Origin of the sequence: Chitinophaga rupis (assembly GCF_900109685.1) — a bacterium.
In the GTDB taxonomy this organism is placed as follows: domain Bacteria; phylum Bacteroidota; class Bacteroidia; order Chitinophagales; family Chitinophagaceae; genus Chitinophaga; species Chitinophaga rupis.
Genome location: NZ_FOBB01000001.1, coordinates 1,136,612 through 1,162,436 on the forward strand (window position 1 = coordinate 1,136,612; position 25,825 = coordinate 1,162,436).

Sequence of the window (25,825 nt, forward strand, 5' to 3'; positions counted from 1 at the left end):
ATGATTTATCAATTTACTTTTGTACTTTATTTGATAAAAAACTGCCGTTGTACCTCAATAAAATATTAACAACTAGCTGCTTGTTATGCTTGTATTTCCCAAATACGTTTACTAGCTTTCGTTCATGATCCAAACATCAAGATTACAATTATTACCATGCACCCTGCAGTACTTTGAAGCGCTGTTGCAGGGCAACGATGTTTTGGCGGATCTGCTGGGCATAGATATTCCGGAATACTGGACAGAGTTCCCGGAAATAATACTGGTGGCCTATGATAAGCTCCGGAACGACCCTTCCATGCTGGGCTGGTTCTTTTACCTGGTGATACACCGGGCAGACCGCCGCCTCATTGGCTCCGGCGGCTTTAAAGAACGGCCGGACAAGAACGGGATGGTGGAAATAGGTTATGAAATAACGGCCGATTACCGGGAACAGGGCTATGGTACGGAGCTGGCAGCAGCCCTTATACGTTTTGCATTTAGCCACAACTACGTACAAAAGGTAGTAGCGCATACGGAAGAAGAATATAATGCCTCCGTAAAGATCCTGCAAAAAGCCGGGATGCAGTTTGCCGGCGAAGTATCCGATAAGGAAAATGAACAGCTCTGGCAGTGGGCCATCACAAGAGAACAATACGCCGCATTACAGAAAAAGGATCAACTGGAAAGCCGCTCTTAGGGCTCCCTTCCGCTCATCCATCTTTTATACACCGCATTCCCGTCATTCCCTTATTTTTGGCACCTTGTTTATTGAAGGCACCCGCTTTTAATGAACCAACCATAATTATGTTACGCCCACGGCGTATCTCCCGGAGGGCAATTATTGAACTGTTTAACTGGCAAACAACAAAACAAACTTACAATCGTATGAAAAAATGGATCGTGTGCGCAGCACTACTCTCCTGTACCGCTGTAATGGCGCAGAACACCAACAAAGAAGGCAGCCATTACCAATTCACCACCATTAAGAACCTGGATGCCTATGATGTTCAGAACCAGGGTATGACAGGCACCTGCTGGTCTTTTTCCGGCCTTTCTTTTTTTGAATCGGAATTATTGCGCAGCGGCAAAGGCCAGGGTCTTAACCTGAGCGAAATGTTTGTAGTACGTAAAATGTACCCCCTTAAAGCAGCTAACTATGTGCGTATGCACGGCAAAGCCAATTTTGGTGAAGGCGGCGGCTTCCCTGATGACCTGTTGTGCCTGCGCCGTTATGGCCTGGTACCCCAAACCGTATATGACGGCAACCGTACCAAAATGTACAATCATGCTGAAATGGAAAGCCTGCTGGAAGGATTTTTAAAAAACATCGGCAACCGGGAAGGCACCATTAATCCCAGCTGGCAAAAAGCTTTTAACGGTGTGCTGGATAGCTACATGGGCGATGCGCCTGAAAAGTTTGAATACAAAGGCAAATCATATACCCCGCAATCCTTTGCCAAAGAGCTGGGCCTGAATGCAGATGATTATGTGATCGTAACCTCCTTTACCCACCACCCTTATTATGAACAGTTTGTGCTGGAAGTACCGGACAACTGGAACTGGGAAAAAGTGTACAACGTACCCCTGAACGATATGATCAGCATTGCGGAAAACGCCATCAACACCGGCTACACTGTAGCCTGGGCGGCAGATGTAAGTGAAAAATATTTCAGCTTCCCTAACGGCCTGGCCGTAGTGCCGGAAAAAGACTGGGACGAGATGACTGCAGAAGAGCGCAAGAAATTGTTTGAAGAACCAGGAACAGAAAAGAACATTACTCCGGAAGTACGCCAGCTGGCTTTTGATAATTATGAAACCCAGGATGATCATGGTATGCACCTCGTTGGCCTGGCAAAAGACCAGAATGGCAATAAATATTTCCGGGTTAAGAACTCCTGGGGTACCGGCAACTTTGGTCAGGGTTACTTTTATGCCTCTGTACCATACTTTGCCTACAAAACCACTAACATACTGGTGAACAAAAAATCCATCCCGGCAGATATAGCAAAGAAAATGGGGATCAAATAGAATTTCAAAGTCCGGATCATAAACCGGTGAAAGAGGTTTATAGAGACCATTGAAAAGACTTCATGTAAAAGGGGAATGCCGCGATCCGTGCCATTCCCCTTTTGCATTTATCATTTATGATTTTACATTTCATCACGGTTTCCCTTCCAGCTTTTGCGTATACTGGTAAGTTCCCAGCCGCAGCTTCACCGGCACACGCATCTGTTTTTCCAGCAGCCATTCCTGTTTGCAAAAAACGCCAAAATGCTGCTGGTAATAAGCCCCCGGCGCTACGGAAGTAGCAGGTGTAAGCATATACGCCGGCAAAGGCGCCCGCTTAACAGTATCCGTCCCTGGCGCGGGTAAGCGCAAACTCTGCGCACCGGCCCTGGTAGCTGCTAACAGCAATACCGCCATCCTTATGTAACCTAATAATTTTTTCATTGTTAACCAATCAGTTCTAAGCTGCCGGCGCCCTCCCGGATCACTTCCGGTTCCGGCCCGGTAAGGTCTATTACAGTAGAAAAAGTAATACCTCCCATGCCGCCATCCACTACAATATCCACGATCTTGCCAAACTTTTCATGGATGATCTCCGGGTCCGTATATTCTTCCACGTAGTGCTCAACCGGTAAAGAGGTGCTCATTACCGGGTTACCCAATTCCTGTACAATGGTACGGCAAATATTGTTATCCGGCACACGTATGCCCACCGTATCCCTTTTTGTCTTCAGCATTTTAGGCACCTGCCTGCTGGCCGGCAAAATAAACGTGTAAGGCCCCGGCAGCGCCTTCTTTAGCATACGGAACACCGGTGTATCCACGCTCTTGGCGTAGTCCGACAAATGGCTCAGATCAGAACAGATAAAGGAAAAATGTGCCTTCTTCGGATCTATCTGTTTAATGCGGCAAATACGTTCTATAGCTTTAGGCTGAAAGATATCGCATCCCATACCATACACGGTATCAGTAGGATATATGATCACGCCACCATTCCGCAAACATTCCACAATCGTTTTTAAATGACGGGCATTGGGATTTTCCGGGTGCAATTGTAATAGCATGAGCTCCAATTAAATGATGATAAATGATCTTATATAACAAAGGTAGTACCATTTCCTAAACTAAATTTTATATACCTTTCGGCCGATTTTTGTTTAAACCGGCCTGAATGGAATTAAAAGGTATTGTACCCAGAACCTGGAAAAAACTGAGACGCGTACTGCTGATCCTGTTTATTGCGCATTTCGTATACCTGATCTTGTTACGCTGGGTCAATCCTCCTATAACTATCACCATGATCTCCAGCTGGGTAAGCCTCTGGGGTACGGACAAACACTTTCACAAAACCTGGGCCGATTCGGAAGATATTTCCCAATACGCCAAGCTGGCCGTTATAGCCAGCGAAGATCAGCTGTTCCCGGACCATGATGGGTTTGATTTCAAATCCATTGAAAAAGCCATGAAGCATAACCAGAAAAGTAAAAAGATCCGCGGGGCCAGCACCATTAGCCAGCAGGTAGCCAAAAACGTGTTTTTATGGCAGGGCCGCAGCTGGGTGCGCAAAGGGCTGGAGGTGTATTTTACTTTTATGATAGAAAAGCTCTGGGGCAAAAAACGCATCCTGGAAATGTATATGAATGTGGCCCAAACCGGCGATGGCATTTTTGGTTTTGAAGCCGCCGCACAGCAATACTATCATAAGTCTGCTGCTGCTTTAAACCGTGAGCAGGCTGCCATGATCACCGCTGCCCTGCCTAACCCGGTAAAATATACAGTGAATCCGCCGGCACGTATCACCAGCTGGCGCCAGCGCAGGATCCTGACCCAGATGCGCAACCTCACCGGCGACCCGGATGTAGCAGCACTGGTAGTAGCAAAGCTGGAAACAAAGAAAACGTCCAGGAAAATGTAAAATTTAAACCGGCGATAGAGGGTTCATAGAGGCCATTTAAAAGACTTTATGAACGAGATAATACTAAATGTAAAAGGGGAGTGCCGCGATCTGTAGCACCCCCCTTTTACATTTATGATTTTACATTCCTCAATGCGTCCACCGCTGCAATCGCCTTTGCTTCCCTTTCGGCATAGCTTCCGCGTATATCCGCCCACGGTACTCCGCTGTTCATTACAATATCCCGGTAAATGCGGTAAAAATATTCCCGCATCTGCGGATCAGGATACTCCCGCTGCGGATCATTTTCCCAGGGAATATCTATATAGGTAAGTAAATACAGGTCGTACCGTCGGCTGGCAATCTGTTCCAGTATCTGCGGATCGCACTGTCCGTATTTATGCTCGCTCCAGACTTTAATCACGTACAGGTCTGTATCGCAGATCAGCAGTTCGCTGGCTTGCTGCGCTTTTTCATCTTCCAGCTGTAGTTGTCCCCGGGCAATGGCCAGCAGGTCATGCTGCTCATAAGAGCGGGGCAGGTTTTCAATATACTCCCGTGCATACTCTGGCGTCCACACCGTGTTGTAATGTGCAGCCAGCTTTTGGCTCAGCGTGCTTTTGCCGGTTGATTCCGGTCCCAGTACTACTATCTTATGCATGCAGGGCATTTTTTTCCTGTGCTTCCCAGATCTTTTTCCAGCTGAAATATCCCATTACAGCTACTATGAACAGGAAAATGGTGAGTAATGCAGTAGGATATAATTTTTTATGGAACAGCAGCGGCACTGCCACCAGGTTAGATACATTCAATACCACCCAGTTCTCAATTTTCCGCTTGGCCAGCAGCCACATGCCGGCGCAGGCCGTGGCAGATACAAAGGCATCCACCAGCGGTACATCGGAATTGGAAAAATTCCGTAGCAGCACATAGAACAGCGCCCAGCCAAACAGGGCTATCAGCATAGTTACTATCCACTCCCGCCGGGTAGCCCAGGCTACAGCGGTAGTGTGCTGCTGCGCATCTTTATGCGCCCAGTGGTACCAGCCATATACGCTCATCACAAAATAATAGGCATTCAGCGTAGCCTCTGCATACAGCCGGAACTGCTCCCGCGACAGCAGGTACACATAAATACCCGTGCTTACCAAACCGGTAGGGTATAGCCAAATGCTGTTTTGTTTGCTGCAAACCACGCTGATGGCGCCAAATAGGGCGGCAATGATCTCCAGCCAGCTCATGGCATGCACGCCATCCAGCAGGCTTTGGTATATAGCCTGAAAATTCATGGTGCAAATGTAATCGGTAGGGGGAAATAAAAAAGCACAGTCACTAAGACTGCGCTCCTTTTAACACTATCATTCTTCTCAACTATGGCTTATTATTCTGCTTCCGCCACTACTTCCCTTACTTCAGGTATCATGCGTTTCATCATGCCTTCAATACCTGCTTTTAAGGTGATCATGGAAGAAGGGCAGCCGGAGCAGGACCCCTGCAGCATCAGTTTCACCACGCCTTCGTTATAGTCCTTGAACTGTATGGCGCCACCGTCCATTTCAACGGCGGGCTTCACATAGTTCTCCAGTAATTCTTTAATACGTTTTACCACGTCACTGTCATCAGCACTTACTTCATTAGTGGCCGCTGTTTTTGTTACCACAATCTCCTCCTCATTAATAATGGGGCGGTTATCTTCCAGGTATTCTTTCAGGAATGCCTTAATGGAAGGTATCACATCCATCCAGTCTGTATCAGGAGTTTTGGTAAGGGTAATAAAATTGGCCATTATAAATACGCCCCGTATAAAAGGGAAGCTGAACAGCTCCACAGCCAGGGGAGAAGGTTTCGCGCTGGCCTCATCAGGGAAATCAATGCTTTTGCCGGGATACAGGAGCTTGTTAGCCACAAACTTCATGGTTTCCGGGTTCGGCGTCATTTCCGTATAGATACTGATGATGGGATTGCCTGTTTTAATCATTTTCTTAACCTTATTTAACACAACAAAGGTAGCAACTTTCAGCCAGAAAGTTGGAACGCCGGGCCGGATATTCCATCGATTTTTGCAATAGGCTTATAGGCAAATGATTATATTCGTTCAGAATAGACCATTTGAAGCACCGTTTTAAACACTTTTCTTATGCTATACAAAAAGCTATCAACCAACACAGAAAAGGCATTGAACGAACAGGTGGAGCTGGAAGCCGCCTCATCCCAATACTACCTGGCCATGGCTTCCTGGGCCGATGTGCAGGGTTATAACGGCATTGCCCAGTTCCTGTTCCGGCACTCCGACGAAGAGCGTATCCACATGCTTAAGCTGCTTACCTTCATTAATGACCGCGGCGGTTTTGGTGTTGTACCTGCGCTGAAGCAGCCCCCTTTAGAGTTTAAGAACATACATGATATTTTTGAGCAGGTGCTGAAACATGAAATACTGGTATCTACTGAGATTAATAAGCTTGTAGACCTTTGCCTGCAGGAGAAAGACTATACCACCCACACCTTTCTGCAATGGTATGTGAACGAACAGATCGAAGAAGAAAAAATGGCCAGCAAGATCCTGGATAAGCTGAAGCTGATCGGAGAGGACAAAGGCGGTTTATACATTTTTGACCGGGATATGGGCGCCCTGCGTACGGAAGATCAACACTAAAGTGTGACAGCATAGGATTGCAAGTTGTTTTAATTCTGCTTATTTTGTATAACAAATTACAACTATGCAATCTAAGAGAACGCTAAAGGCACGTAAGCGCGTAGCCCTGATAGCGCATGACCATAAAAAGGGGGAGCTGGTAGAGTGGGCCGTTTATAATAAAACCGTTTTAAGCCGCCATGAGTTGTATGCTACCGGTACTACCGGCAAGCTGCTGGAAGAGTACCTGGATGTGCCGGTGCGTAAATTGCTGAGCGGCCCCCTGGGCGGCGATCAGCAGATAGGTTCCATGGTGGCGGAAGGCCATATTGATGCGGTAATCTTTTTCTGGGACCCTATGGAGGCGCTGCCACACGATCCTGATATTAAAGCGCTGCTGCGTTTGTGCGCCGTTTGGAACATTCCAATGGCCTGCAACCGCACCAGCGCTGATTTTTTGCTTACCTCCCCGCTCATGCACCAGGATTATGAAGTGCTGCTAACGGATTATTCCCAGTACCTGGGACGGAAGGTGAGTAGTGTTCAGTAGTTTATTCCCCCTGATGCGCTGCCTGGTAATGTTCCTTCAGCACATCCTCCCCAAAATCATTTTTCAGATCGCGCAGCACGGTGTGCACATGGTTGCCGTTGTTCTGGGTATTATCATATTCTATTAATATCGCGGGGTTCTGTATGCGGTAATAATGCCCGCCACCCCAGGCGCTGGCGCCCGCCCAGGCAAAGTGCATATTGTTCCAGCCGGCAGTTGTAATTTCTTTCAGTAAAATATCGGCCATCAGCTTGGTGTAATTATCAATATACACTGCAACCAGCTGTTGCAGCATTTGCTGCTGCCGCGGGTTCATCTGGCTATAGGTAAGGCCCGGCGGGTCCAGCAGCATGGCTTTGCGTTGGTTGCCGGTAATAATTTCGCGGGGCGCATCGGTTTGTATCATAGCCTGCTGCAGCTGGGTTTTATCTAATGAATGCAGCAGCTCAAATGCTAACACGGCTTCCTGCTTTAATACCTGTTTACCTTTTTCCGGCCCGGAGGGCACTATGCCCGGGTTTGAGCCAAAGAAGGAAGGGGTGCTGGCTACCAGCGTATTATTGGCTGCAGAAAAGTTCAGGCTTACGTGGTGCCCTTCCAGCCGCCAGCCCCAGGGCTTTTGCGGCCCAGGCTCCCCGAATACGGAAAAGTAGTAGTTGGTAGGGTCCCGGTAATGATCATCCGCCCCGCGGTTTTCCAGTACTTTCAGCACATTTTCCAGCGCAATAATAGAGGTGGCTTTTTTATATCCCTGCGCGCTCATGCAGGTTTGCAGCAGGTGCAGCGCCGCAGTTTGCTGCTGCTTGTTCATGGCTTTTAAAGGCAATCCCTTGCGTGGCATGGGCACAAAGTTCCAGTGAAAACGCTCCGCATCGCCCCAGGTAAATACAGCCTGCTGCCGGGTACCGGCATCCAGTGTTTGCAGGAACTGCTGCGCCGCAGTAGTAATATCTTTCCCGGTAGATTGTGCATAGGTGTAGCTGCTGATCAGCAACAGGCCCGGTAATAAAGTACGGAAGAGCATAAGCGTGGAAATTGTTGGAACAAAATACCAAAACACATCAATATGTAGGGTACATCTTTGATGTGTGGCATACTTTTTACTTATTTTCGCACTTTTAGCATTTTAAAGTAACGCATTGTAGATGAATGTGAAGCAATTGGCAGCGGGTATCATGTTACTGTGTTGCATAGTAACATCCTTACACGCACAGCTACCCCCAAAAAGGGAACTCAGGGCCGTATGGATAGCCACCGTAGAAAATATAGACTGGCCTTCCCGCAGGGGTTTGAGTACAGAACAGCAAAAGCAGGAGTTTATTGATATACTGGACCGGCAGCAGCGCAACGGCATGAATGCCGTGGTGGTGCAGGTGCGCCCGGCTACCGATGCATTTTATGCATCGCCCTTTGAGCCCTGGTCTGAATTTTTAACCGGCTCACAGGGACAGGCCCCCAATCCTTATTATGATCCGCTGGAGTTTATGGTAACGGAAACCCATAAACGCGGTATGGAGTTCCATGCCTGGTTTAACCCCTACCGTGCAGTATTCAATGTAGGCCGCAGCAGCATCGCCCCTAATCATATTACCCGCTTACGCCCGCAGTGGTTTGTTACCTACGGCGATAAAAAATATTTTGACCCCGGCATTCCGGAAGCCCGTCTGTATGTAACACAGATCATTAAAGATGTGGTAACCCGCTATGATATTGATGCCGTACATTTCGACGATTACTTTTACCCTTACCGCATTCCCGGCAAAGAGTTCCCGGATAATAACTCCTACCGCCAGTATGGTAATAATATGATGCGGGACGACTGGCGCCGCCAGAATGTGGATACATTTGTGCACATGGTAAGCCTGGCCATTAAAGCCGCCAAGCCCTGGGTTAAGTTCGGCGTAAGTCCCTTTGGTGTATGGCGTAATCATAATAAAGATATGGAAGGCTCCTATACCACCGGCGGCCAAACCAATTACGACGATCTGTTTGCCGATGTGCTCAAATGGCTGAAGAATGGCTGGATCGATTATGTAGCACCCCAGCTGTATTGGGAAACCGGCCACCGCCTGGTAGCCTATGAGGTGCTGCTGAACTGGTGGGCGCAGCATGGTTACGGCCGGCATGTGTACATTGGCCACGGCGTATACCGCATTAACAGCAATGCAGCCTGGCGCGATCCCAGCGAGCTGCCCCGGCAAATAGCAGAAGCCCGTACACTCAACACCGTGCAGGGCAGCATTTTTTACAGCAATAAATCCTTTTCCGGCAACCCGCTGGGTATAGAAGATAGTTTGCACAACCACCTGTACCGGTACCCGGCCCTGCGCCCGCTAATGCCCTGGCTGGGCCAGCAGCAGGCGCCCAAATCCCCTTATTTTATAGATGCTTTTGAACGGGCCAATGGCCTGCAGGTCTATTGGTCGGATGATGATACCCTGCAACGCACGCAGCAATATGTGCTGTACCGTTTTGAAGGTACGGAAGTAGTGAACCTGAACGACCCTGCGAAAATACTGGCCCTGGTACCGCAAATGCCCGACCCGCAGTTTACCGATGTAACCTATCAGAAAGGCCATATCTATACTTATGTGGTAACCGCGCTGGACCGTATGCAAAATGAAAGTTTTTCCAGTGAGCCGCTCCGCACCAAAGTGCAGAACGGGAAAACCATTTTTATATTCCCGTAAACAGGTTAAACATATACCCGGCCATCCGAAATGCACCGCAATCTTCCGCAGCCAGCAGGTAATTTAATCCGCTGAAGGAACCTGAACTGGCCGCGTGCTGGCGGCCGGGATTTTGTACCCGGTATTTCTTTTCCCGCAACCCGGCTCCACGGGTAGAACATCTTTTAATAATATAGCGGGAAACTTTCATACCTCTCCCTAATGGAATATTAACCTTCCCTCCTGGAGCCAACTAGCACTTTTGTGTAGCCTATTTTTTCATTAAATTCAACTTATTCCTATTTAATTTTAATTTTTTCTAAATTTTAGGGGCTAAACAAATGTTTATATAAAAAATACTGCATTCTTTTAGTATCTTTAAACCGTTCCCGAAATAATAATGGTACTTCTCCCGGCCAGCAACAGCTTAAAAGGTGTAGTGTACCTGATACAAAAATTTAAACGAATGCTTGAAGTGAGAAAACAGGAAGGCCTGTATCGTCCGGAATTTGAACATGACGCCTGCGGAACTGGTTTTACGGCCCACATTAAAGGCCGTAAGTCTCACCAGATTGTGCGGGATGCCCTGACGATGCTGGAAAACATGGAACACCGTGGTGCCTGCGGTTGTGAGCGCACTACCGGCGACGGGGCCGGTATCCTGATCCAGATGCCGCATGAATTTTTTTATGACGAGTGCCTGAAGATCGGGATTGCGCTGCCGGAATTCGGCAAATATGGCGTAGGACAGATCTTTTTCCCCAAAGAACCCCGCTGGCGCGAAGAGTGCCGCGAGATCTTTGAACGGGCGGCAGAGAAGCTGGGACTGGATATACTGGGTTACCGCAAAGTGCCGGTACGCCCCGATGGCATTGGTGAAAGCGCCCTTTCCGTAGAACCGGAAATTGAGCAGGTATTTATTGCCTGCCCTTATCATATTGCAGACGCAGAAACATTTGAACGCAAGCTCTTCGTACTGCGTAACTATATTTCCAAAACCGTACGTAATACGGTGCCTAAAGAAAAGGCGCTGTTCTATATCTCATCCCTTTCTTACAAAACCATTGTATATAAAGGACAGCTCACCACTTACCAGGTACGTCATTATTATCCTGACCTGAGTGATGAGAAAATGGTATCCGCCTTTGCGCTGATCCACTCCCGCTTTGCCACCAACACCTTCCCCAGCTGGCGCCTGGCCCACCCTTACCGCTACATTGCGCATAATGGTGAGATCAATACGCTCAAAGGGAACCTGAACTGGCTGCGTGCCGGTGAGCGGGATTTTGTAACCAAGTATTTTTCCAAAGAAGAGCTGGACATGCTGCTGCCTATTGTAGAAGAAGGTCAGTCAGACTCCGCCAGCCTGGATAATGTAATAGAGCTGCTCACCATGACAGGCCGCTCACTGCCGCATGTAATGATGATGCTGATACCGGAAGCCTGGGATGGTAATGAGGATATGGATCCGGCCAAGAAAGCATTCTATGAATACCACGCTTCTTTAATGGAACCCTGGGACGGCCCTGCTTCCATCTCCTTTACAGATGGTAAGATCATTGGCGCCACGCTGGACCGTAACGGTCTGCGCCCCAGCCGCTTTGTAGTAACCAAGGACGACCGCGTGATCATGGCTTCAGAAGCCGGGGTACTGCCAATAGATCCTAAGAATATTAAAGAAAAAGGCCGCCTGCAGCCCGGTAAAATGTTCATAGTAAATATGGACGAAGGCCGCATTATTGGCGATGAGGAGCTGAAGCAAACCATTTGCACCCAGCAACCCTATGCTGAGTGGCTGAATAAATATAAGATCCGCCTGGAAGAGCTGCCGGAGCCGCGCGTAGCCTTTACGCACCTGGAGCACGACCAGATCTTTAAATACCAGCGCGCATTTGGTTACACAACCGAGGACCTGGATCAGATCATTGCGCCCATGGCCCTGGATGGTAAGGAGCCTATTGGCTCTATGGGTACGGATGTACCGCTGGCCGTGCTGAGCGATCAGCCCCAGCACCTGAGCAGCTACTTCAAACAGCTGTTTGCACAGGTAACCAACCCGCCCATTGATCCTATCCGGGAAAGACTGGTAATGTCGCTGGCTACCTTTGTAGGTAACAACGGCAACCTGCTGGATGAAGATCCGCTGCACTGCCATGGCCTGGCACTGCGCCACCCGATCCTGAACAATCATGAGCTGGAAAAGATCCGCAGTATTGATACCGGTATTTTCCAGGCTAAAACCTTACAAACATATTTTAAGGCCGATGGTAAGCCCGGCTCTTTGGAAAAAGGCCTGGCCCGCTTATGCCGCTACGCGGTAGATGCAGTGGAAGATGGTTTTGAGGTGGTGATCCTCTCTGACCGCTCCATTGATTCTGAGCACGCGCCCATTCCTTCTTTGCTGGCAGCATCCGCCGTACACCACCACCTCATCCGCAAGGGTTACCGTGGCCAGGTAGGGCTGATCGTAGAAGCCGGCGATGTTTGGGAAGTACACCACTTTGCCGCCCTGTTAGGTTTTGGCGCTACTGCCATTAACCCTTACCTGGCGCTCAGCACCATCCGCGATATGAAGCTGAATGGCAAGCTGGAAACGGAGTACGATGTGGATAAGCTGAAGAAGAACTACATCAAGGCCGTATGCGAAGGCCTGCTGAAAGTGTTCTCTAAAATGGGTATCTCCACCCTGCAGTCTTACCAGGGTGCACAGATCTTTGAAATACTCGGTATTAATCAACAAGTAGTAGATAAATATTTTGCCGGCGCCGTATCCCGCATACAGGGCATGGGCCTGGATGAAATAGCCCGCGAAACGCTGGCTAAGCACTGGATGGGTTTTGGCCGTAAGGAAACACCCGTACAGCGTTTAACCGTAGGCGGTGTATACCAGTGGAAACGGAAAGGTGAGTTCCACCTCTTTAACCCCACTACCATACACCTGCTGCAATATTCCACCCGCCAGGGCGACTACAGCCTGTTTAAAAAATATTCCAAAGCCGTAAATGAGCAGAGCGAAAAAGCCTGCACATTACGCAGCATGTTTGCTTTCAAACGCACCCGCCCCTCCGTTCCCATTGAGGAAGTGGAGCCGGCAGAGGTGATCCTGAAACGTTTTGCTACCGGCGCTATGAGCTTTGGCTCTATCTCGCATGAGGCCCACTCCACCCTGGCAATTGCCATGAACCGGATTGGCGCTAAAAGCAATACCGGTGAAGGTGGTGAAGATGAGCTGCGTTATGAACAGCTGCCCAATGGCGACAGCATGCGTTCTGCCATTAAACAGGTAGCCAGCGCCCGCTTTGGGGTTACCAGCTACTACCTTACCAATGCAGATGAGCTGCAGATCAAAATGGCACAGGGCGCCAAGCCCGGCGAGGGTGGCCAGCTGCCCGGCCATAAGGTGGATGACTGGATTGCAAAAGTGCGGCACTCTACCCCGGGTGTAGGCCTCATTTCCCCGCCGCCACACCATGATATTTATTCTATTGAGGATCTGGCACAGCTGATCTTTGACCTGAAGAATGCTAACCGCGCCGCACGTATCAGCGTTAAGCTGGTATCCAAAGCCGGTGTAGGCACCATTGCAGCCGGCGTGGCCAAAGCCCATGCGGATGTAGTGCTGATCTCCGGTCATGATGGCGGTACCGGCGCCTCCCCGATAAGCTCTATCAAACACGCCGGTTTACCCTGGGAGCTGGGCCTGGCAGAAACCCACCAGACCCTGGTACGTAATAAGCTCCGCAGCCGCGTAGTGGTACAATCCGACGGCCAGCTGAAAACCGGCCGTGATATTGCCATTGCTACTTTGCTGGGCGCTGAGGAATGGGGTGTAGCCACTGCTGCCCTGGTAGTAGAAGGTTGTATCATGATGCGTAAATGCCATGTGAACACCTGCCCGGTAGGGGTAGCCACACAGGATCCTGAGCTGCGCAAACGCTTTTCCGGTAATGCAGATCACGTAGTGAACCTGTTTAAATTCCTGGTAGAAGAGCTGCGCGAGATCATGGCCGACCTGGGCTTCCGTACCGTAAATGAAATGGTAGGCCAGGTAGAGTCCCTGCAGGTGCGTGAAGGCGTGGATCACTGGAAGTATAAAACACTGGATCTCTCATCCATCCTGTACCGCGAGCCCTCAGCTCCTGAAGTAGGTTTATACAAACAGGAGGAGCAGGATCACGGTATCAGCGAAGTGCTGGACTGGCAGCTGCTGAAAGCCGCACAGCCCGCGCTGGACAAGAAAACACGCGTGTTCCAGCAGTTCAGTGTAAGAAATACAGACCGTACTATTGGTACTATCTTAAGCAACGAAATATCCAAACGCTACAAGGGCGAAGGATTACCGGAAGATACTATTCACTTTAAATTCCAGGGCTCTGCAGGGCAAAGCTTTGGCGCCTTTAACACGCGCGGCGTAACGCTGGAGCTGGAAGGCGAAGCCAATGACTATTTTGGTAAGGGATTATCCGGCGCCAAAATAATTGTATACCCGCATGCAGAAGCAGGTTTTAAAGCAGAGGAAAATATTATTGCCGGCAACGTAGCCCTGTATGGTGCTACCTCCGGTGAGGCCTACATCCGCGGTAAGGCAGGCGAACGTTTTTGCGTACGTAACTCCGGCGCTACCGTAGTAGTAGAAGGTACCGGCGATCACGGTTGTGAATACATGACCGGTGGCCGTGCCGTAATACTGGGCGAAACAGGCCGCAACTTCGGCGCAGGCATGAGCGGTGGTATTGCATATGTGTATGATGTAAAAGGCACGTTTGCAGGCAGGTGCAATAAAGACATGATCGACCTGGATCCGCTGGAACAGGAAGATGTGAGCAAGCTGCACGACCTGATCACCAAACACCACGCCTACACGAACAGTACTGTGGCCAAGTTCATATTAAAAGACTGGGAAAATCAGTTACGCCATTTTGTAAAGGTGTTCCCGAAAGAATACAAGGCGGTGTTGAAGACTGCAACGTCTGCACCGGAAGAAAGCCAGCAGGTGAAAAAATCCTGATCGTAAAAACGCCTTGTTACTTAACAATTAAAGAATCAGAGAGATGGGTAAACCAACAGGATTCCTGGAATTCACACGCGAGCTGCCGGGCAAAACAGACCCGAAGGAAAGAACGCAGCATTATAATGAGTTTGTAGAACGCTACAGCGAGCCTAAGCTGAACAACCAGGCCGCGCGTTGTATGAACTGCGGCGTACCCTTTTGCCACAGCGGATGCCCGCTGGGTAATGTGATTCCGGAGTTTAATGATGCAGTATATCATAAAGACTGGAAAGAAGCATATGACATTCTTTCCAGCACCAATAACTTCCCCGAATTTACCGGCCGTATATGCCCTGCGCCTTGCGAAAGCGCATGCGTACTGGGTATTAACCAGCCGCCGGTAGCTATTGAGGAAATAGAAAAGCACATTATAGAAATTGCTTTTGATAAAGGGCTGGTGCTGGCTAAAGTACCGCGTGTACACACCGGTAAAAAAATAGCCGTAATAGGTTCCGGCCCCGCCGGCCTGGCTGCTGCCGCACAGCTCAATTATGCCGGCCACCAGGTAACCGTTTTTGAAAGGGATGATGCTCCGGGCGGATTATTGCGCTACGGCATCCCGGATTTCAAGCTGGAAAAATGGGTCATCGATCGCCGTATCAAGCTAATGGAAGAAGAAGGCGTAGAGTTCCGCTGCAATGCCAATGTAGGCGTTAACGTTAGTGTGAGCGATCTGCTGCGGGAATACAATGCCATCGTGCTGGCAGGTGGTTCCACCATTCCCCGCGACCTGGCTATCCCGGGCCGTGAGCTGAATGGGGTGCACTTTGCCATGGATTTCCTGAAACAGCAGAACAAAAGGGTAAGCAACCGCCCCGTAGGTGGGGAAGACATTTGGGCTACCGGAAAGAATGTGGTAGTGATTGGCGGGGGCGATACCGGCTCCGACTGTGTAGGTACCTCCAACCGTCATGGCGCAGTAAGCGTTACCCAGCTGGAGCTGCTGCCCAAACCGCCGGGCGAGCGTACACCGTACATGCCCTGGCCTACCTATCCCATGGTGCTGAAAACATCTTCTTCCCACGAAGAAGGCGCTAACCGCCACTGGGCTATTGCCACCAAAGAATTTGTGGGCGATGAGAATGGAAACCTGAAAGGCCTGAAGCTGGTGGACATTCAATGGTCCACAGGTACAGATGGCCGTCCGGGTGGATTTAAAGAAGTACCGGGCTCCGAAAGGGAAGTTCCCTGTGAGCTGGCGCTGCTGGCTATGGGTTTCACCAATCCGCAGCACACCGGTATGCTGGATGATCTGGGTGTGGAAAAAGATGAACGCGGCAACGTAAAGGCTACTGAAAAAGCTTACCAGACTTCTGTTCCCAAAGTATTTACTGCCGGCGATATGCGCCGCGGACAATCTTTGGTGGTATGGGCTATCAGTGAAGGCCGGGAGTGCGCGCGTAAAGTAGATGAGTTCCTGATGGGTACCTCCCAGCTGGAAAGCAAGGATCATTCCTTACAAGCAATGGCTATTTGATAACTTATATAAAGTTTTCTCATAAGCAGGTTTAGATTTTGTTGTAACCTTCAGCCGGGCTGGGTTTTTACCCGGCCCTTTCTTTTTACCAACCTTGCCGGAGAAGTAGTATTTTTATGATATTATACTATCCCTATGATCCGATTTTTACCGGCCATAACCCTATTAATAGTATGTACCGTTTCCTGTACTGTAAGTGAACGATCCAATAGTAAGATCCGGATGGAAACCTATCAGCCCAACACTCAGCAAAAACAATATAAGAACCTGCTCATCGTAGCAGAAGGCTCGCTCCTTAGCCGCACCTACATTGAGAATATTGTATGGGCCATGAAACCCGGCCTGGAAAAAGCCAAGCTTTCTTATCATTATGAGTTCCTGGGCAACCCGGAAAGGGTGAGCATAGAAAATAACCTGAAAAGGGTAATGGACGCCAACCCATCGGATGCACTTTTACACATTCGCCCAATGGCAGCCATCGGTTATACAAGATCAGCAACAACTAACACTACCCCCACTGGCATGCCGTATGCCAGCAGCACCTCCCTGCTGCGGGCAGCCTATTCTTTTGAGCTCACAGAGGTGCAGGACAAATTAGTATGGGGTGGCCGCCTCACCACCAACATCCCGGAATATCCCCGCAGCATTTACCCGGTTATCAGTAAAAAAATAATAGCAGAGCTGAAAGAGAACAAGCTGCTGCCTGGAATAGCAGCTGCCGCTCAGTAAGCTTAACGGTGTAAACCGTTCATCAGCAGGCATAAAAAGGCGGTTAAGCTATTTACAGGAACAGCCTGCCGCTTAGTAGCTAATTTTACAGCATGTGCCGCCGGGCGTTCCTATTAGTATGCAGTCTGTTCATAAGCCTTTCCTGTATCCACGCACAGGATACTGCCGGCATTCCCTCCGGCGATGATTTTATTTTCAGCAGCACCCATCCCAAACGTGGTATTTACAAAACCTTCAAAGAATTTCAGCAGAACGCGCCTTCCGAAAGTGGGAACATAGTGGTAAAGAACCGCAGCTCCGCCGCGCAGATCTATCTGCTGGCCAACCGCAATGAGCTGCATGTGGTAGATAGCACCGGCCAGGAACATAAGGTAAAGGATTACTGGGGATTTTCTGACGGCACCAATGTGTACATCCGGGACAATGGGCTGAACAAGCTGGAGGAAATTGGCTATTACTGTTTATACGAGATCCACGCCATAACAGCCACGCCGGTGGCTAATCCCGCTTCCGTAACGTTTAACGCCGCACCGCCACCCAGCGTAAAGAAAAAAGTGATCAACATCCTTACCGGACAGATATATGACCTGACCCTCTACAATCTCAGGAAATATATCCTCCCACAGGACCAGACCTTACTGGATACTTTTATTACCGATGCAAAAAAGCGGGACCGCATGGAGTACTATATCCGCTGGTTTAACGAGCGTAATACCCCGGTGCTGTAAATTATAATAGCCCCAGCTATCTCCCCATATTGGGTAGGTATAAATTTTGCTACCTCTACTTGTAGCACCATACATTTACCAAAGCATTTATTTTCAGTAAATTACCGAGTAATTTTTCATAGTGACAGTAGCTGAAACTCCCGAGGACAAACATCATCGCGGTCGCCCATGGTGGCGTTGGCTTTTATGGATCATCATTGCCATACTATTATTGCCTGTGATGGCTGTATTATTGCTTCAACTTACACCCGTACAGGATTACCTGCGCCGGCAGGGGGAGCTATACCTGCAAAGCAAGCTGCATACAAAAGTAAAGATCGGGTACCTGCGCGCCCGCGGCTGGCAATATCTTGAGCTGCGCAATGTATATGTGGCAGATACGGCGCAGCAGGCCCTCTTATACTCCGGCTCTCTGAAAGTACATTACAACCTGCTATCCCTGCTCAATAATGAGCTGCGCATCAATAAGCTGGAATGGGATACCGTATTGATAAATGTGTACCGGCATGGCGCAGACACAACATATAATTACCAGTTTATTGTAAATGCCTTTACCAGCCCGGATACTACACCGGATACGCTGGCGCCGGAAACCGGCACCACCATGCAGTTCCGCATTAAAGATGTAACTATGCGGCAGGTACGGCTAAGCTATGTGGATGACCTGGACGGCATGCACGCGGTGCTGCACTGGAAAACCCTGCAAATAGATCCGGATGATCTGCTGGTGAATGATGGTGTATATGCCTTCCGCGGTATTACGCTGGATGGGTTAACAGGTTTCTTCCGCCAGGCCTACCGCCTGAAAGCCACTGCCGCCGCAGCCCCGCCGCCACCGGATGCAGATACCACGGCAGCGCCTTTTCACCTGCTGCTGAAAAAATTACAGCTAAGCAACAGCACCTTCTGGTATGAGAGTGAGGACATCGGTATTTCCACCGCGTGGAAAGTAGGCCGCTTCCAGGTCACCAATGCTAATATTGACCAGGACTCTACCCACATACAAATAGAAAATATTGACCTGCGCAGCACCAGGGGCATTGTAACCATGTCTATGCCTAAAGATACCAGCGCACCGGTATCAGACAGCAGCGCCCCCAATACCTGGCGGGTAAATACGGGCCAGGCATTGTTTGAGCAGCTGACGGTTAAATATGATAATAATACCGGCCCCGCCCCACGCGGCGCAGGCGCAGGTAACCCGGACTATAACCACCTGTTCATCCGGGATTTTACTACCCACCTAAAGGATATTAATTACAATGCAGATACCGTGAGCGCCGTGCTGCAGCAGCTAAGCATGCGGGAACAGTCATCCGGCCTGGCTGTAAAGCGGGCGCACATGAACTTTTTGTTTACCCCGCAGGTGCTGGCCCTTAATGACCTGCTGCTGGAAACCAACCAATCCATTCTGCGGAAACAAATAGTCGTTACCGTGCCTTCCTGGGCCACGGTGGCTGATCACCTGGATCAGCTGCAGCTGCGCGCCAACCTGGACTCTACGCGTATTGTGCTGAATGAGTTCATGCCCTTTGTACCGGACGCGCATAGTAAGTACATGCAGCCATTATGGGGCAAGCAGCTGTTTATACATGCTGTTATGAGAGGCAGTATGTCGCGCCTGGAAATTCCGCAGCTCTACATACGTGATAATGTGGGTAACCTGGTACAGGCTAAGGGAGAGATCTTTTATTCAAAAAATACAGATAGCATACGCGCTAACCTGCCGGAGCTGCTGCTGCAAAGCGGCAACAAACCGCTGCGGGCCTGGCTGCCGCCCGGCACCATGCCGGACTCCATCCGCCTGCCGGAACAAATGCTTATTACCGGCTCTTTCCAGGGCGGCATGGCTAATCTGCAAACAGAGTTGCAGCTTAAGAGCGACCTGGCAAACGCAAATTTGACCGCTCACCTGGTAAATATTATGGATAGCCTGCGCGCCAGCTACTCCGTGAACGTGCCGTACTTTCATGTGAACCCCGGCCGTATTTTATATGATACTTCCATGGGCTGGATCAATGGGCGTTTGGAAGCAGAAGGTAAAGGTTATGAAATAAATACCATGGCCGCCAATGCTGCGCTGGCATTAAGCAGCGCTACCTATAACGGCTATACGTACCAGGATATTAATATGAAAGCTGGCATCCGCGCAGGTGATTTCAATGCCTCCGGTCAGAGTGAAGATTCTTCCCTGAACATGGTGTTTGACGTAGCCGGCCGCATACAGGATACCCTGCTGCAAAACCTGCAGGCCAACCTGCAGCTCACTAAGGCCGACCTGTATGCCACGCATTTTTATACAGATCCCATGCAGCTGAAAGGCGATCTCACAGCAGATTTCAGCAGCATTACACCCACCCGCATCATAGGTAATGCTAACCTCACCGGCTGGCAAATAGCTACTAACGGGCAGGTGTTCCCCATTGATACGGTAGCATTAATAGCGGAATACCAGGACCAGCAATACCTGACCCTTCGGGGCCCTTTTGGTTTTATAAAAGCCAATGGTATGGTGGATTATACAAAGATAGGCGCTGCATTCAGCGGTATTATCAGCAAGCCGTTACAACCGCTGGATAGCTCACGCATTGTAACTCTGCCGCCCGGCCAGCTGCTGCAATGGACAGCTGTATTAAACTGGCCACGCAGCCTGCAGGCCATGGCGCCCGGCCTGCGTATGAACCAGCCCATAAATATATGGGGCCGCCTGAATTCAGATAGCAGCCTGCTGGTAATGAAGGCCACCTTACCTAAATTAACATACGACTCCCTGCATATAGATAGCCTGCTGGTAGATGCCCGCATACAGGATACAGCAATGAATGCAGTCGTTTCCTTGGCAGCGCTGCGCCACCCCATAGCCCCGCTCAACCATACAGAGCTGCTGGCCAACGCTAACATAGGCAAGCTGCGCTGGAACCTGAATGTGGATGATCCGGCCCGCAAGCCTAAATATAAAGTAGGCGGCCTGGTGCAATTTTTACCGGATAGCATAATTGCTCTTTCTCTGGACCGGGAGCTGCTGCTGAACAAACAGCAGTGGACGGTGGCTGACAATAACCTGGTGCGCCTGCATAACGGTATGCCGGATACCGCCAACCTGAAACTCTCTTACCGGGAACAATCCATTCAATTACAAACCCGGCCGGATAGCAGCAACAGCCGCTTACCGGCGCTGCAGGCAGATATTAAGGATTTTCAGCTGGCCACAATTACCGGCCTCCTGGCAGCAGATACGGTGCTGGCCACCGGCGTGCTGAATGGCCAGGCCACCGTGAGCAATCTCAGTAACACGCCTTTGGTAGCCAGCACCCTGAAAATTGACAGCCTAACGTTCAGGAATACACGCCTGGGTACATTGAATGCAGATCTTAAAACGCCGGCGCCCAACACTTACGCTATTAATGCCGGCCTGGTTGGTAATGATAACGACCTGCAGGTGCAGGCCACCTATGATACGGCCATTAATGCCAAAGTGGATATTAACCACCTGAATGTAGCCGTCATAGAGCCTTTCACTTTTGGCAATGTTACGCGCATGCACGGCAGCGCCAACGGGCAGTTTAATATTACCGGCACTACCGATAAGCCAAAGGTATTAGGCCACATTCATTTTAACGATGCCGGCGGCACTATAACCTATGTAGGCGCACCGCTCACATTACCGGATGAGGAAATTGTGCTGGATGAAAAGGGCATTGCCTTTAATAAGTTTGTGATTGCAGATAGCCTGGGTAATGAGCTGGTCGTGAATGGCCGGGTAAACAGCACTGATTTTACCAACTACCGCTTTAACCTGGATGTGAATGCAGATAACTTTATGGTGCTGGGTAAGCAGCAGAACCCCGATCAATTGTTCTACGGCCCTGCATTTGTAGACAGCCGTATTAAAATACGGGGCAACATGGACCTGCCGCGTATTGATGCTTACGTTAAGCTGCGCGATAAATCCAAGGTAACGGTTACCATTCCGGAACCCAACCCCGGCGTGGCCAACAGGGAAGGCGTAATGGTGTTTGTGGATAAAGATGCGCCGCTGGATTCAGCACTTATTAAAGCCCAGGACAGCGCACGGTTTGAGAATCCGCGCCTGCAGGGTATAAACTTCAGCGGTAATGCGGAGATCACGCCGGAATCTACCATCAAAATAATTATTGATCCGCAGAATGGTGATTATGTGGAGGCCAAAGGCAGCACCAACCTCAATGCCACGCTGGATGCCAGCAGCAAGCTGAGTTTAACCGGCCGGTATGAGATCCAGGAAGGTAAATACCAGATGTCTTTATACGAGGTGATCAAACGCTCCTTTGCTATTGAAAAAGGAAGCGCCATTACTTTTAATGGCGATGCAATGGATGCTATGCTGGATATCACTGCCAAGTATACGGTAAATGCACCTGCGGCAGACCTGGTATCTGACCAGCTTTCCAGCATGGATGCCAGTTCCCGTAACCGCTACCGCCAGCGCCTGCCCTTTGAAGTGTACATGTACATTAAAGGCGACCTGCTGAAACCACAAATTTCATTTATGCTGGATATGCCGGAGGCGGAACGTAATGCCTTCAGCGGCACGGTATATAACCGGTTAAAACAAATTAACCAGATAGAGTCTGAGCTGAATAAACAGGTAATGGGCCTGCTGGTGCTGAACTCATTTATACCAGATGATCCCGGGGCTACAGAAAGTGAAGGAGTGGACGTTGGCCAGCAGGCGCGTAAGAGTGTGAGCAAGATCTTATCCCAGCAAATGAACAACCTGGCCGGCAACCTTATTAAAGGGGTGGATATTAATTTTGACCTGCAGCAGAATGAAGACTATTCCACCGGCTCTGCCAAAGAAAATACTACGTTGAATGTAGGCGTATCCAAAGCCCTGTTCAATGATCGTTTAACCGTTTCCGTGGGCTCCAATGTGCTGCTGGAAGGCGATGCCGCCACCAGCAATACCAGCAACCTGGTGGGTGATATTTCTGTGGACTATAAGCTTACCCGCGACGGGCGTTACCGCGTACGCATTTACCAGCGTAATACCAACGAAACCGTAGTGGAAGGACAGGTAGTGGAAACCGGCGCGGCCTTTATGCTGGTAATAGATTATGACAAATTCCGCGAGATCTTTGGCCGCTCCAAAGAGGAAAAACGGCAGGAAAAGATCCGCCGGAACAATCAAAAGAAATCTTCTAAGAAATAATAAGAATATTGCGAACTAACTATTCACATATCGTTCTGTTAATGGCCGGCCTATGTATCTGCGCCTGCAGCACTACGCGTACCGTTCCGGAAGGCGACCGGCTGTATACCGGCACCAACATAAAGTGGGATGGTAAAAAGCCCGGCGATTATGCTACGCTAAAAGAAAACCTGGAAAGCAGCGCACGCCCGAAACCTAACCGCAAGTTCCTGGGTATGCCTGTGCGGCTGTGGCTCTACAACCTGGGTAATAAGCCTAAAGGCAAAGGGCTTAATTACCTGCTGCGTAATAAGTGGGGCGAGCCGCCGGTGCTGTTAAGCTCCGCCAAAAGGGATTATACCTCCAACGTATTGCAGCAATACCTGGTGGACAATGGTTTCTTTCAGGCCGATGTTGTATCCGACATAAAATACAAGGGTAAGAAAAAAGCCAGCGGCGTGTATACCGCCACACCCAACCTGCGCTATACTATTAAAAGTGTTACCTACGAAACTGACAGCTCGCAGCTGGGCCGCACCATTGCCGCATCTACAGACCATTCCTCGCTGGTGGTTGGCAAAAACTATAGCCTGGATAGTGTGAAGGCAGAAAGGGAACGTTTACACAACCGCTTAAAAGAGCAGGGTTATTACTACTTCACAGCCGATCATTTGCTGGTAGAAGTAGACAGCACACAGAATGATGGTACGGTGAATCTGTTTGTGACGGTAAAGAAAGATATTTCGCCACTGGCGCGTAAGCCGTACTATATGCGCAGGATCACCCTGTTCCCTAACTATTCGCTGGACCAGGATACCTCAAACCGCATTAACCGGGGAGAGGTAACATTATACCGCAACTTTGGCGTAGTAGATCCGGAAAAGAAGTTCAGGCCTCTTATATTCCGCCGCTCCGTGTTCCTGAAGCCGGATAGCCTGTACCGTCTAAGCAACCATGATATTACCCTGCAGCGGCTTATTGGCCTGGGCAATTTTAAGTTTGTGAAAGGCCAGTTCCGCACAGTGCGCGACCGTGACAGCAGTGTGAATAACAGGAGGGATACCACCATAAGAAGGGATAGCAGCAGTTACAGGAATAATTTCAGCATTAACAGGAGGGATAGCAGCTACAGAACCCGGCTATTGTCTGATACCGGGCGGCTGGATGCTACCTTTTACCTTACGCCTTACCCGCAGTATTCCCTGCAGGCGGAGCTGCGCGGCACCTCCAAATCCAACAACTTTGTGGGTTCTGAAATAAAGGTAACACAGCGTAACCGTAACTGGCGGCGGGCCGCTAACCTGCTGGAAGTATCAGCCTCCGGTGGTATGGAATGGCAAACCGGCGGGCAGCTGGTAAGCGCTAATTCGTATAGCCTGAAGGGTGAGGTAGCCTTAACGGTGCCACGTTTTATTTCCCCTGTAAGAGGGTTGTTAAACATCCGCACACCTTATGTGCCGCGTACGCGTATTAGCCTCAGCTATGAGCTGTTCAGCCGGCAAAACCTGTATAACCTGAACGCGTATACGTTCCAGTGGCAGTATCTCTGGCGGCAAACACGTTTCCTGGAACATAACTGGGCGCCCGTTTCCATTACCTACGTGCTGCCTACCAGCACTACCCCGGGTTACGATAGTATCTTAAAGGTAGATCCTGTGCAGCGCAGGGCCATAGAAAAACAATTCATACTGGGTGCTAACTATAACATTACCTATAATAACCAGGAGCCTAACCGCATTCATAGTTTTTATCTGAATGGTAACATAGATATATCCGGTAATGTAGCCGGTTTAATAGTACCCAAAGGCGATAGTGGCAGAACGCTGTTCGGCAGCCCCTTTGCACAATATGTAAGGCTAAATGGTGATGTACGGCACTATTGGCAGCTAAGCAAGAACAACCTGTGGGTGAACCGTTTTTTTGCCGGTTACGGCCTGCCTTACGGCAATTCCAGGACCCTGCCCTTTGTAAAACAATTCTTTACCGGCGGTAGCAGCAGCTTACGCGGTTTCCGCGCCAGAACATTAGGCCCGGGTACTTACCGCGATACCAGCAGCCGTTACCTGGCCAATGAAGCCGGTGATATTAAGCTTGAGTTTAACTCCGAATTGCGCATACATCTTATAAGCGTGGTCAATGGCGCGCTGTTTGTAGATGCCGGTAATATCTGGCTGCAAAAAAGCGATACCAACAGGATAGGTGGGCAATTCAGCGGGCATTTCCTAAAGGATATTGCAGTGGATGCAGGTGTGGGTTTGCGCATAGATGCCTCTATTATAGTGGTGCGCCTGGACCTTGCCTTTCCCCTGCGCAAGCCCTGGCTGCCGGAAAATGAACGATGGGTGTTAAAAGATGTTCGCTTTGGCGATCCGGATTGGCGTAAGGATAACCTGATCCTGAATATAGCTATTGGCTACCCATTCTGACGCTGGAAAACACATGAAAAAAGGAGTATATTTGTAAACAACCTTTTGCATGCTCATATCCCGGTTTATACATTACTATATCTTACTGGCTCTTTGCCTGTTCCTGCTGTGCTCTTGTGCCCGGCAGATCACGGAAAGCGGAAAAGCCTCTTATTACGCAGATAAGTTTGAAGGCCGTAAAACAGCCAGTGGCGAAACGTTTCACCAAAGCGCCATGACGGGCGCACACCGTACCTTACCATTTGGTACTAAAGTAAAAGTTATAAACCTGGCCAACGGCCGCTCCGTAAAAGTAAAGATCAACGACCGGGGTCCGTTTGCACAAGGCCGTATCATAGACCTCTCCAAAAAAGCAGCCCGTAAGCTGGGCATCGTAGAAACCGGCGTAGCACCGGTGGATATTAAGTACAAAAAGAAGAGATAGCTAAGTACGCAGATAGAATTATCAATTACGGTTCCGCCAAAGCGGGGAATGCTTTTGAAGGCAATTATGATATGAATATTATGAATG

The 25,825-nt window shown here is 49.5% G+C and carries 19 protein-coding genes; 13 read left to right on the top strand and 6 right to left on the bottom strand.

Going from position 1 to position 25,825, the window contains the following annotated elements; translation table 11 throughout:
• The first annotated feature begins 124 nt into the window (after positions 1 to 124).
• Positions 125 to 679 carry a GNAT family N-acetyltransferase gene (locus BMZ54_RS04490; RefSeq protein ID WP_089906923.1) on the top strand — a complete coding sequence of 185 codons (555 nt, stop codon included), beginning with the start codon at positions 125 to 127 and terminating at the stop codon, positions 677 to 679.
• Between the two features lie 188 nt (positions 680 to 867).
• Positions 868 to 2,010 (top strand): C1 family peptidase, encoded by a 1,143-nt coding sequence (locus tag BMZ54_RS04495; RefSeq protein WP_089906924.1) that lies wholly within the window; start codon positions 868 to 870, stop codon positions 2,008 to 2,010.
• A 132-nt stretch (positions 2,011 to 2,142) separates the two neighbouring features.
• On the opposite strand, the gene BMZ54_RS04500 is transcribed toward BMZ54_RS04495, so the two are convergent.
• A complete protein-coding gene (locus tag BMZ54_RS04500; protein WP_089906925.1) occupies positions 2,143 to 2,433 on the bottom strand; it encodes a hypothetical protein in 291 nt (96 codons plus the stop codon).
• 2 nt (positions 2,434 to 2,435) lie between these two features.
• Complete coding sequence (locus BMZ54_RS04505; protein ID WP_089906926.1) at positions 2,436 to 3,053, bottom strand: L-threonylcarbamoyladenylate synthase; 618 nt, start codon at positions 3,051 to 3,053, stop codon at positions 2,436 to 2,438.
• Positions 3,054 to 3,160: 107 nt separating this feature from the next.
• Between BMZ54_RS04505 and mtgA the strand changes: the two genes are divergently transcribed.
• Entirely contained in the window at positions 3,161 to 3,904 is a 744-nt protein-coding gene (mtgA, locus tag BMZ54_RS04510) for a monofunctional biosynthetic peptidoglycan transglycosylase (protein ID WP_089906927.1), read from the top strand.
• 112 nt (positions 3,905 to 4,016) lie between these two features.
• On the opposite strand, the gene BMZ54_RS04515 is transcribed toward mtgA, so the two are convergent.
• The 3 genes from BMZ54_RS04515 to BMZ54_RS04525 form a co-directional block, all read right to left on the bottom strand.
• Complete coding sequence (locus tag BMZ54_RS04515; RefSeq protein ID WP_089906928.1) at positions 4,017 to 4,544, bottom strand: AAA family ATPase; 528 nt, start codon at positions 4,542 to 4,544, stop codon at positions 4,017 to 4,019.
• Positions 4,537 to 5,172, bottom strand: a complete 636-nt coding sequence (pnuC, locus tag BMZ54_RS04520) for a nicotinamide riboside transporter PnuC (RefSeq protein WP_089906929.1) — start codon at positions 5,170 to 5,172, stop codon at positions 4,537 to 4,539. Before pnuC ends, BMZ54_RS04515 begins: the two co-directional genes overlap by 8 nt.
• A 92-nt stretch (positions 5,173 to 5,264) precedes the next feature.
• Positions 5,265 to 5,861 (bottom strand): NifU family protein, encoded by a 597-nt coding sequence (locus tag BMZ54_RS04525; protein ID WP_089906930.1) that lies wholly within the window; start codon positions 5,859 to 5,861, stop codon positions 5,265 to 5,267.
• A gap of 159 nt (positions 5,862 to 6,020) precedes the next feature.
• On the opposite strand from BMZ54_RS04525, the gene BMZ54_RS04530 reads away from it, so the two are divergent.
• On the top strand, positions 6,021 to 6,536 hold the full coding sequence (locus BMZ54_RS04530) for a ferritin (protein ID WP_089906931.1): 516 nt from the start codon (positions 6,021 to 6,023) through the stop codon (positions 6,534 to 6,536).
• 64 nt (positions 6,537 to 6,600) lie between these two features.
• Positions 6,601 to 7,065 carry a methylglyoxal synthase gene (locus tag BMZ54_RS04535; RefSeq protein ID WP_089906932.1) on the top strand — a complete coding sequence of 155 codons (465 nt, stop codon included), beginning with the start codon at positions 6,601 to 6,603 and terminating at the stop codon, positions 7,063 to 7,065.
• A 1-nt stretch (position 7,066) separates the two neighbouring features.
• Here the strand turns inward: BMZ54_RS04535 and BMZ54_RS04540 are convergent, their stop codons facing one another.
• The gene (locus BMZ54_RS04540) at positions 7,067 to 8,089 is read right to left on the bottom strand and encodes a DUF3500 domain-containing protein (protein ID WP_089906933.1); all 1,023 of its coding nucleotides are present in this window, start codon (positions 8,087 to 8,089) and stop codon (positions 7,067 to 7,069) included.
• 121 nt (positions 8,090 to 8,210) lie between these two features.
• Between BMZ54_RS04540 and BMZ54_RS04545 the strand changes: the two genes are divergently transcribed.
• The 8 genes from BMZ54_RS04545 (at position 8,211) to BMZ54_RS04585 (ending at position 25,738) form a co-directional block, all read left to right on the top strand.
• A complete protein-coding gene (locus tag BMZ54_RS04545) occupies positions 8,211 to 9,755 on the top strand; it encodes a glycoside hydrolase family 10-like protein (RefSeq protein ID WP_202909134.1) in 1,545 nt (514 codons plus the stop codon).
• 445 nt (positions 9,756 to 10,200) lie between these two features.
• Positions 10,201 to 14,742 (top strand): glutamate synthase large subunit, encoded by a 4,542-nt coding sequence (gene gltB / locus BMZ54_RS04555; protein WP_089908360.1) that lies wholly within the window; start codon positions 10,201 to 10,203, stop codon positions 14,740 to 14,742.
• Positions 14,743 to 14,785: 43 nt separating this feature from the next.
• Positions 14,786 to 16,261, top strand: coding sequence for a glutamate synthase subunit beta (locus tag BMZ54_RS04560; RefSeq protein WP_089906935.1), 1,476 nt, complete (start codon positions 14,786 to 14,788; stop codon positions 16,259 to 16,261).
• Positions 16,262 to 16,396: 135 nt separating this feature from the next.
• Positions 16,397 to 16,990 (top strand): hypothetical protein, encoded by a 594-nt coding sequence (locus tag BMZ54_RS04565; RefSeq protein ID WP_143080905.1) that lies wholly within the window; start codon positions 16,397 to 16,399, stop codon positions 16,988 to 16,990.
• 92 nt (positions 16,991 to 17,082) lie between these two features.
• Positions 17,083 to 17,718, top strand: a complete 636-nt coding sequence (locus BMZ54_RS04570) for a hypothetical protein (RefSeq protein ID WP_089906937.1) — start codon at positions 17,083 to 17,085, stop codon at positions 17,716 to 17,718.
• Positions 17,719 to 17,938: 220 nt separating this feature from the next.
• On the top strand, positions 17,939 to 22,909 hold the full coding sequence (locus BMZ54_RS04575) for a translocation/assembly module TamB domain-containing protein (RefSeq protein ID WP_089906938.1): 4,971 nt from the start codon (positions 17,939 to 17,941) through the stop codon (positions 22,907 to 22,909).
• Between the two features lie 41 nt (positions 22,910 to 22,950).
• Positions 22,951 to 25,314: a translocation and assembly module lipoprotein TamL gene (gene tamL / locus BMZ54_RS04580; protein ID WP_089906939.1), complete on the top strand. Its 2,364-nt coding sequence runs from the start codon at positions 22,951 to 22,953 to the stop codon at positions 25,312 to 25,314.
• Between the two features lie 49 nt (positions 25,315 to 25,363).
• Complete coding sequence (locus BMZ54_RS04585) at positions 25,364 to 25,738, top strand: septal ring lytic transglycosylase RlpA family protein (protein ID WP_089906940.1); 375 nt, start codon at positions 25,364 to 25,366, stop codon at positions 25,736 to 25,738.
• Positions 25,739 to 25,825: the final 87 nt, after the last annotated feature.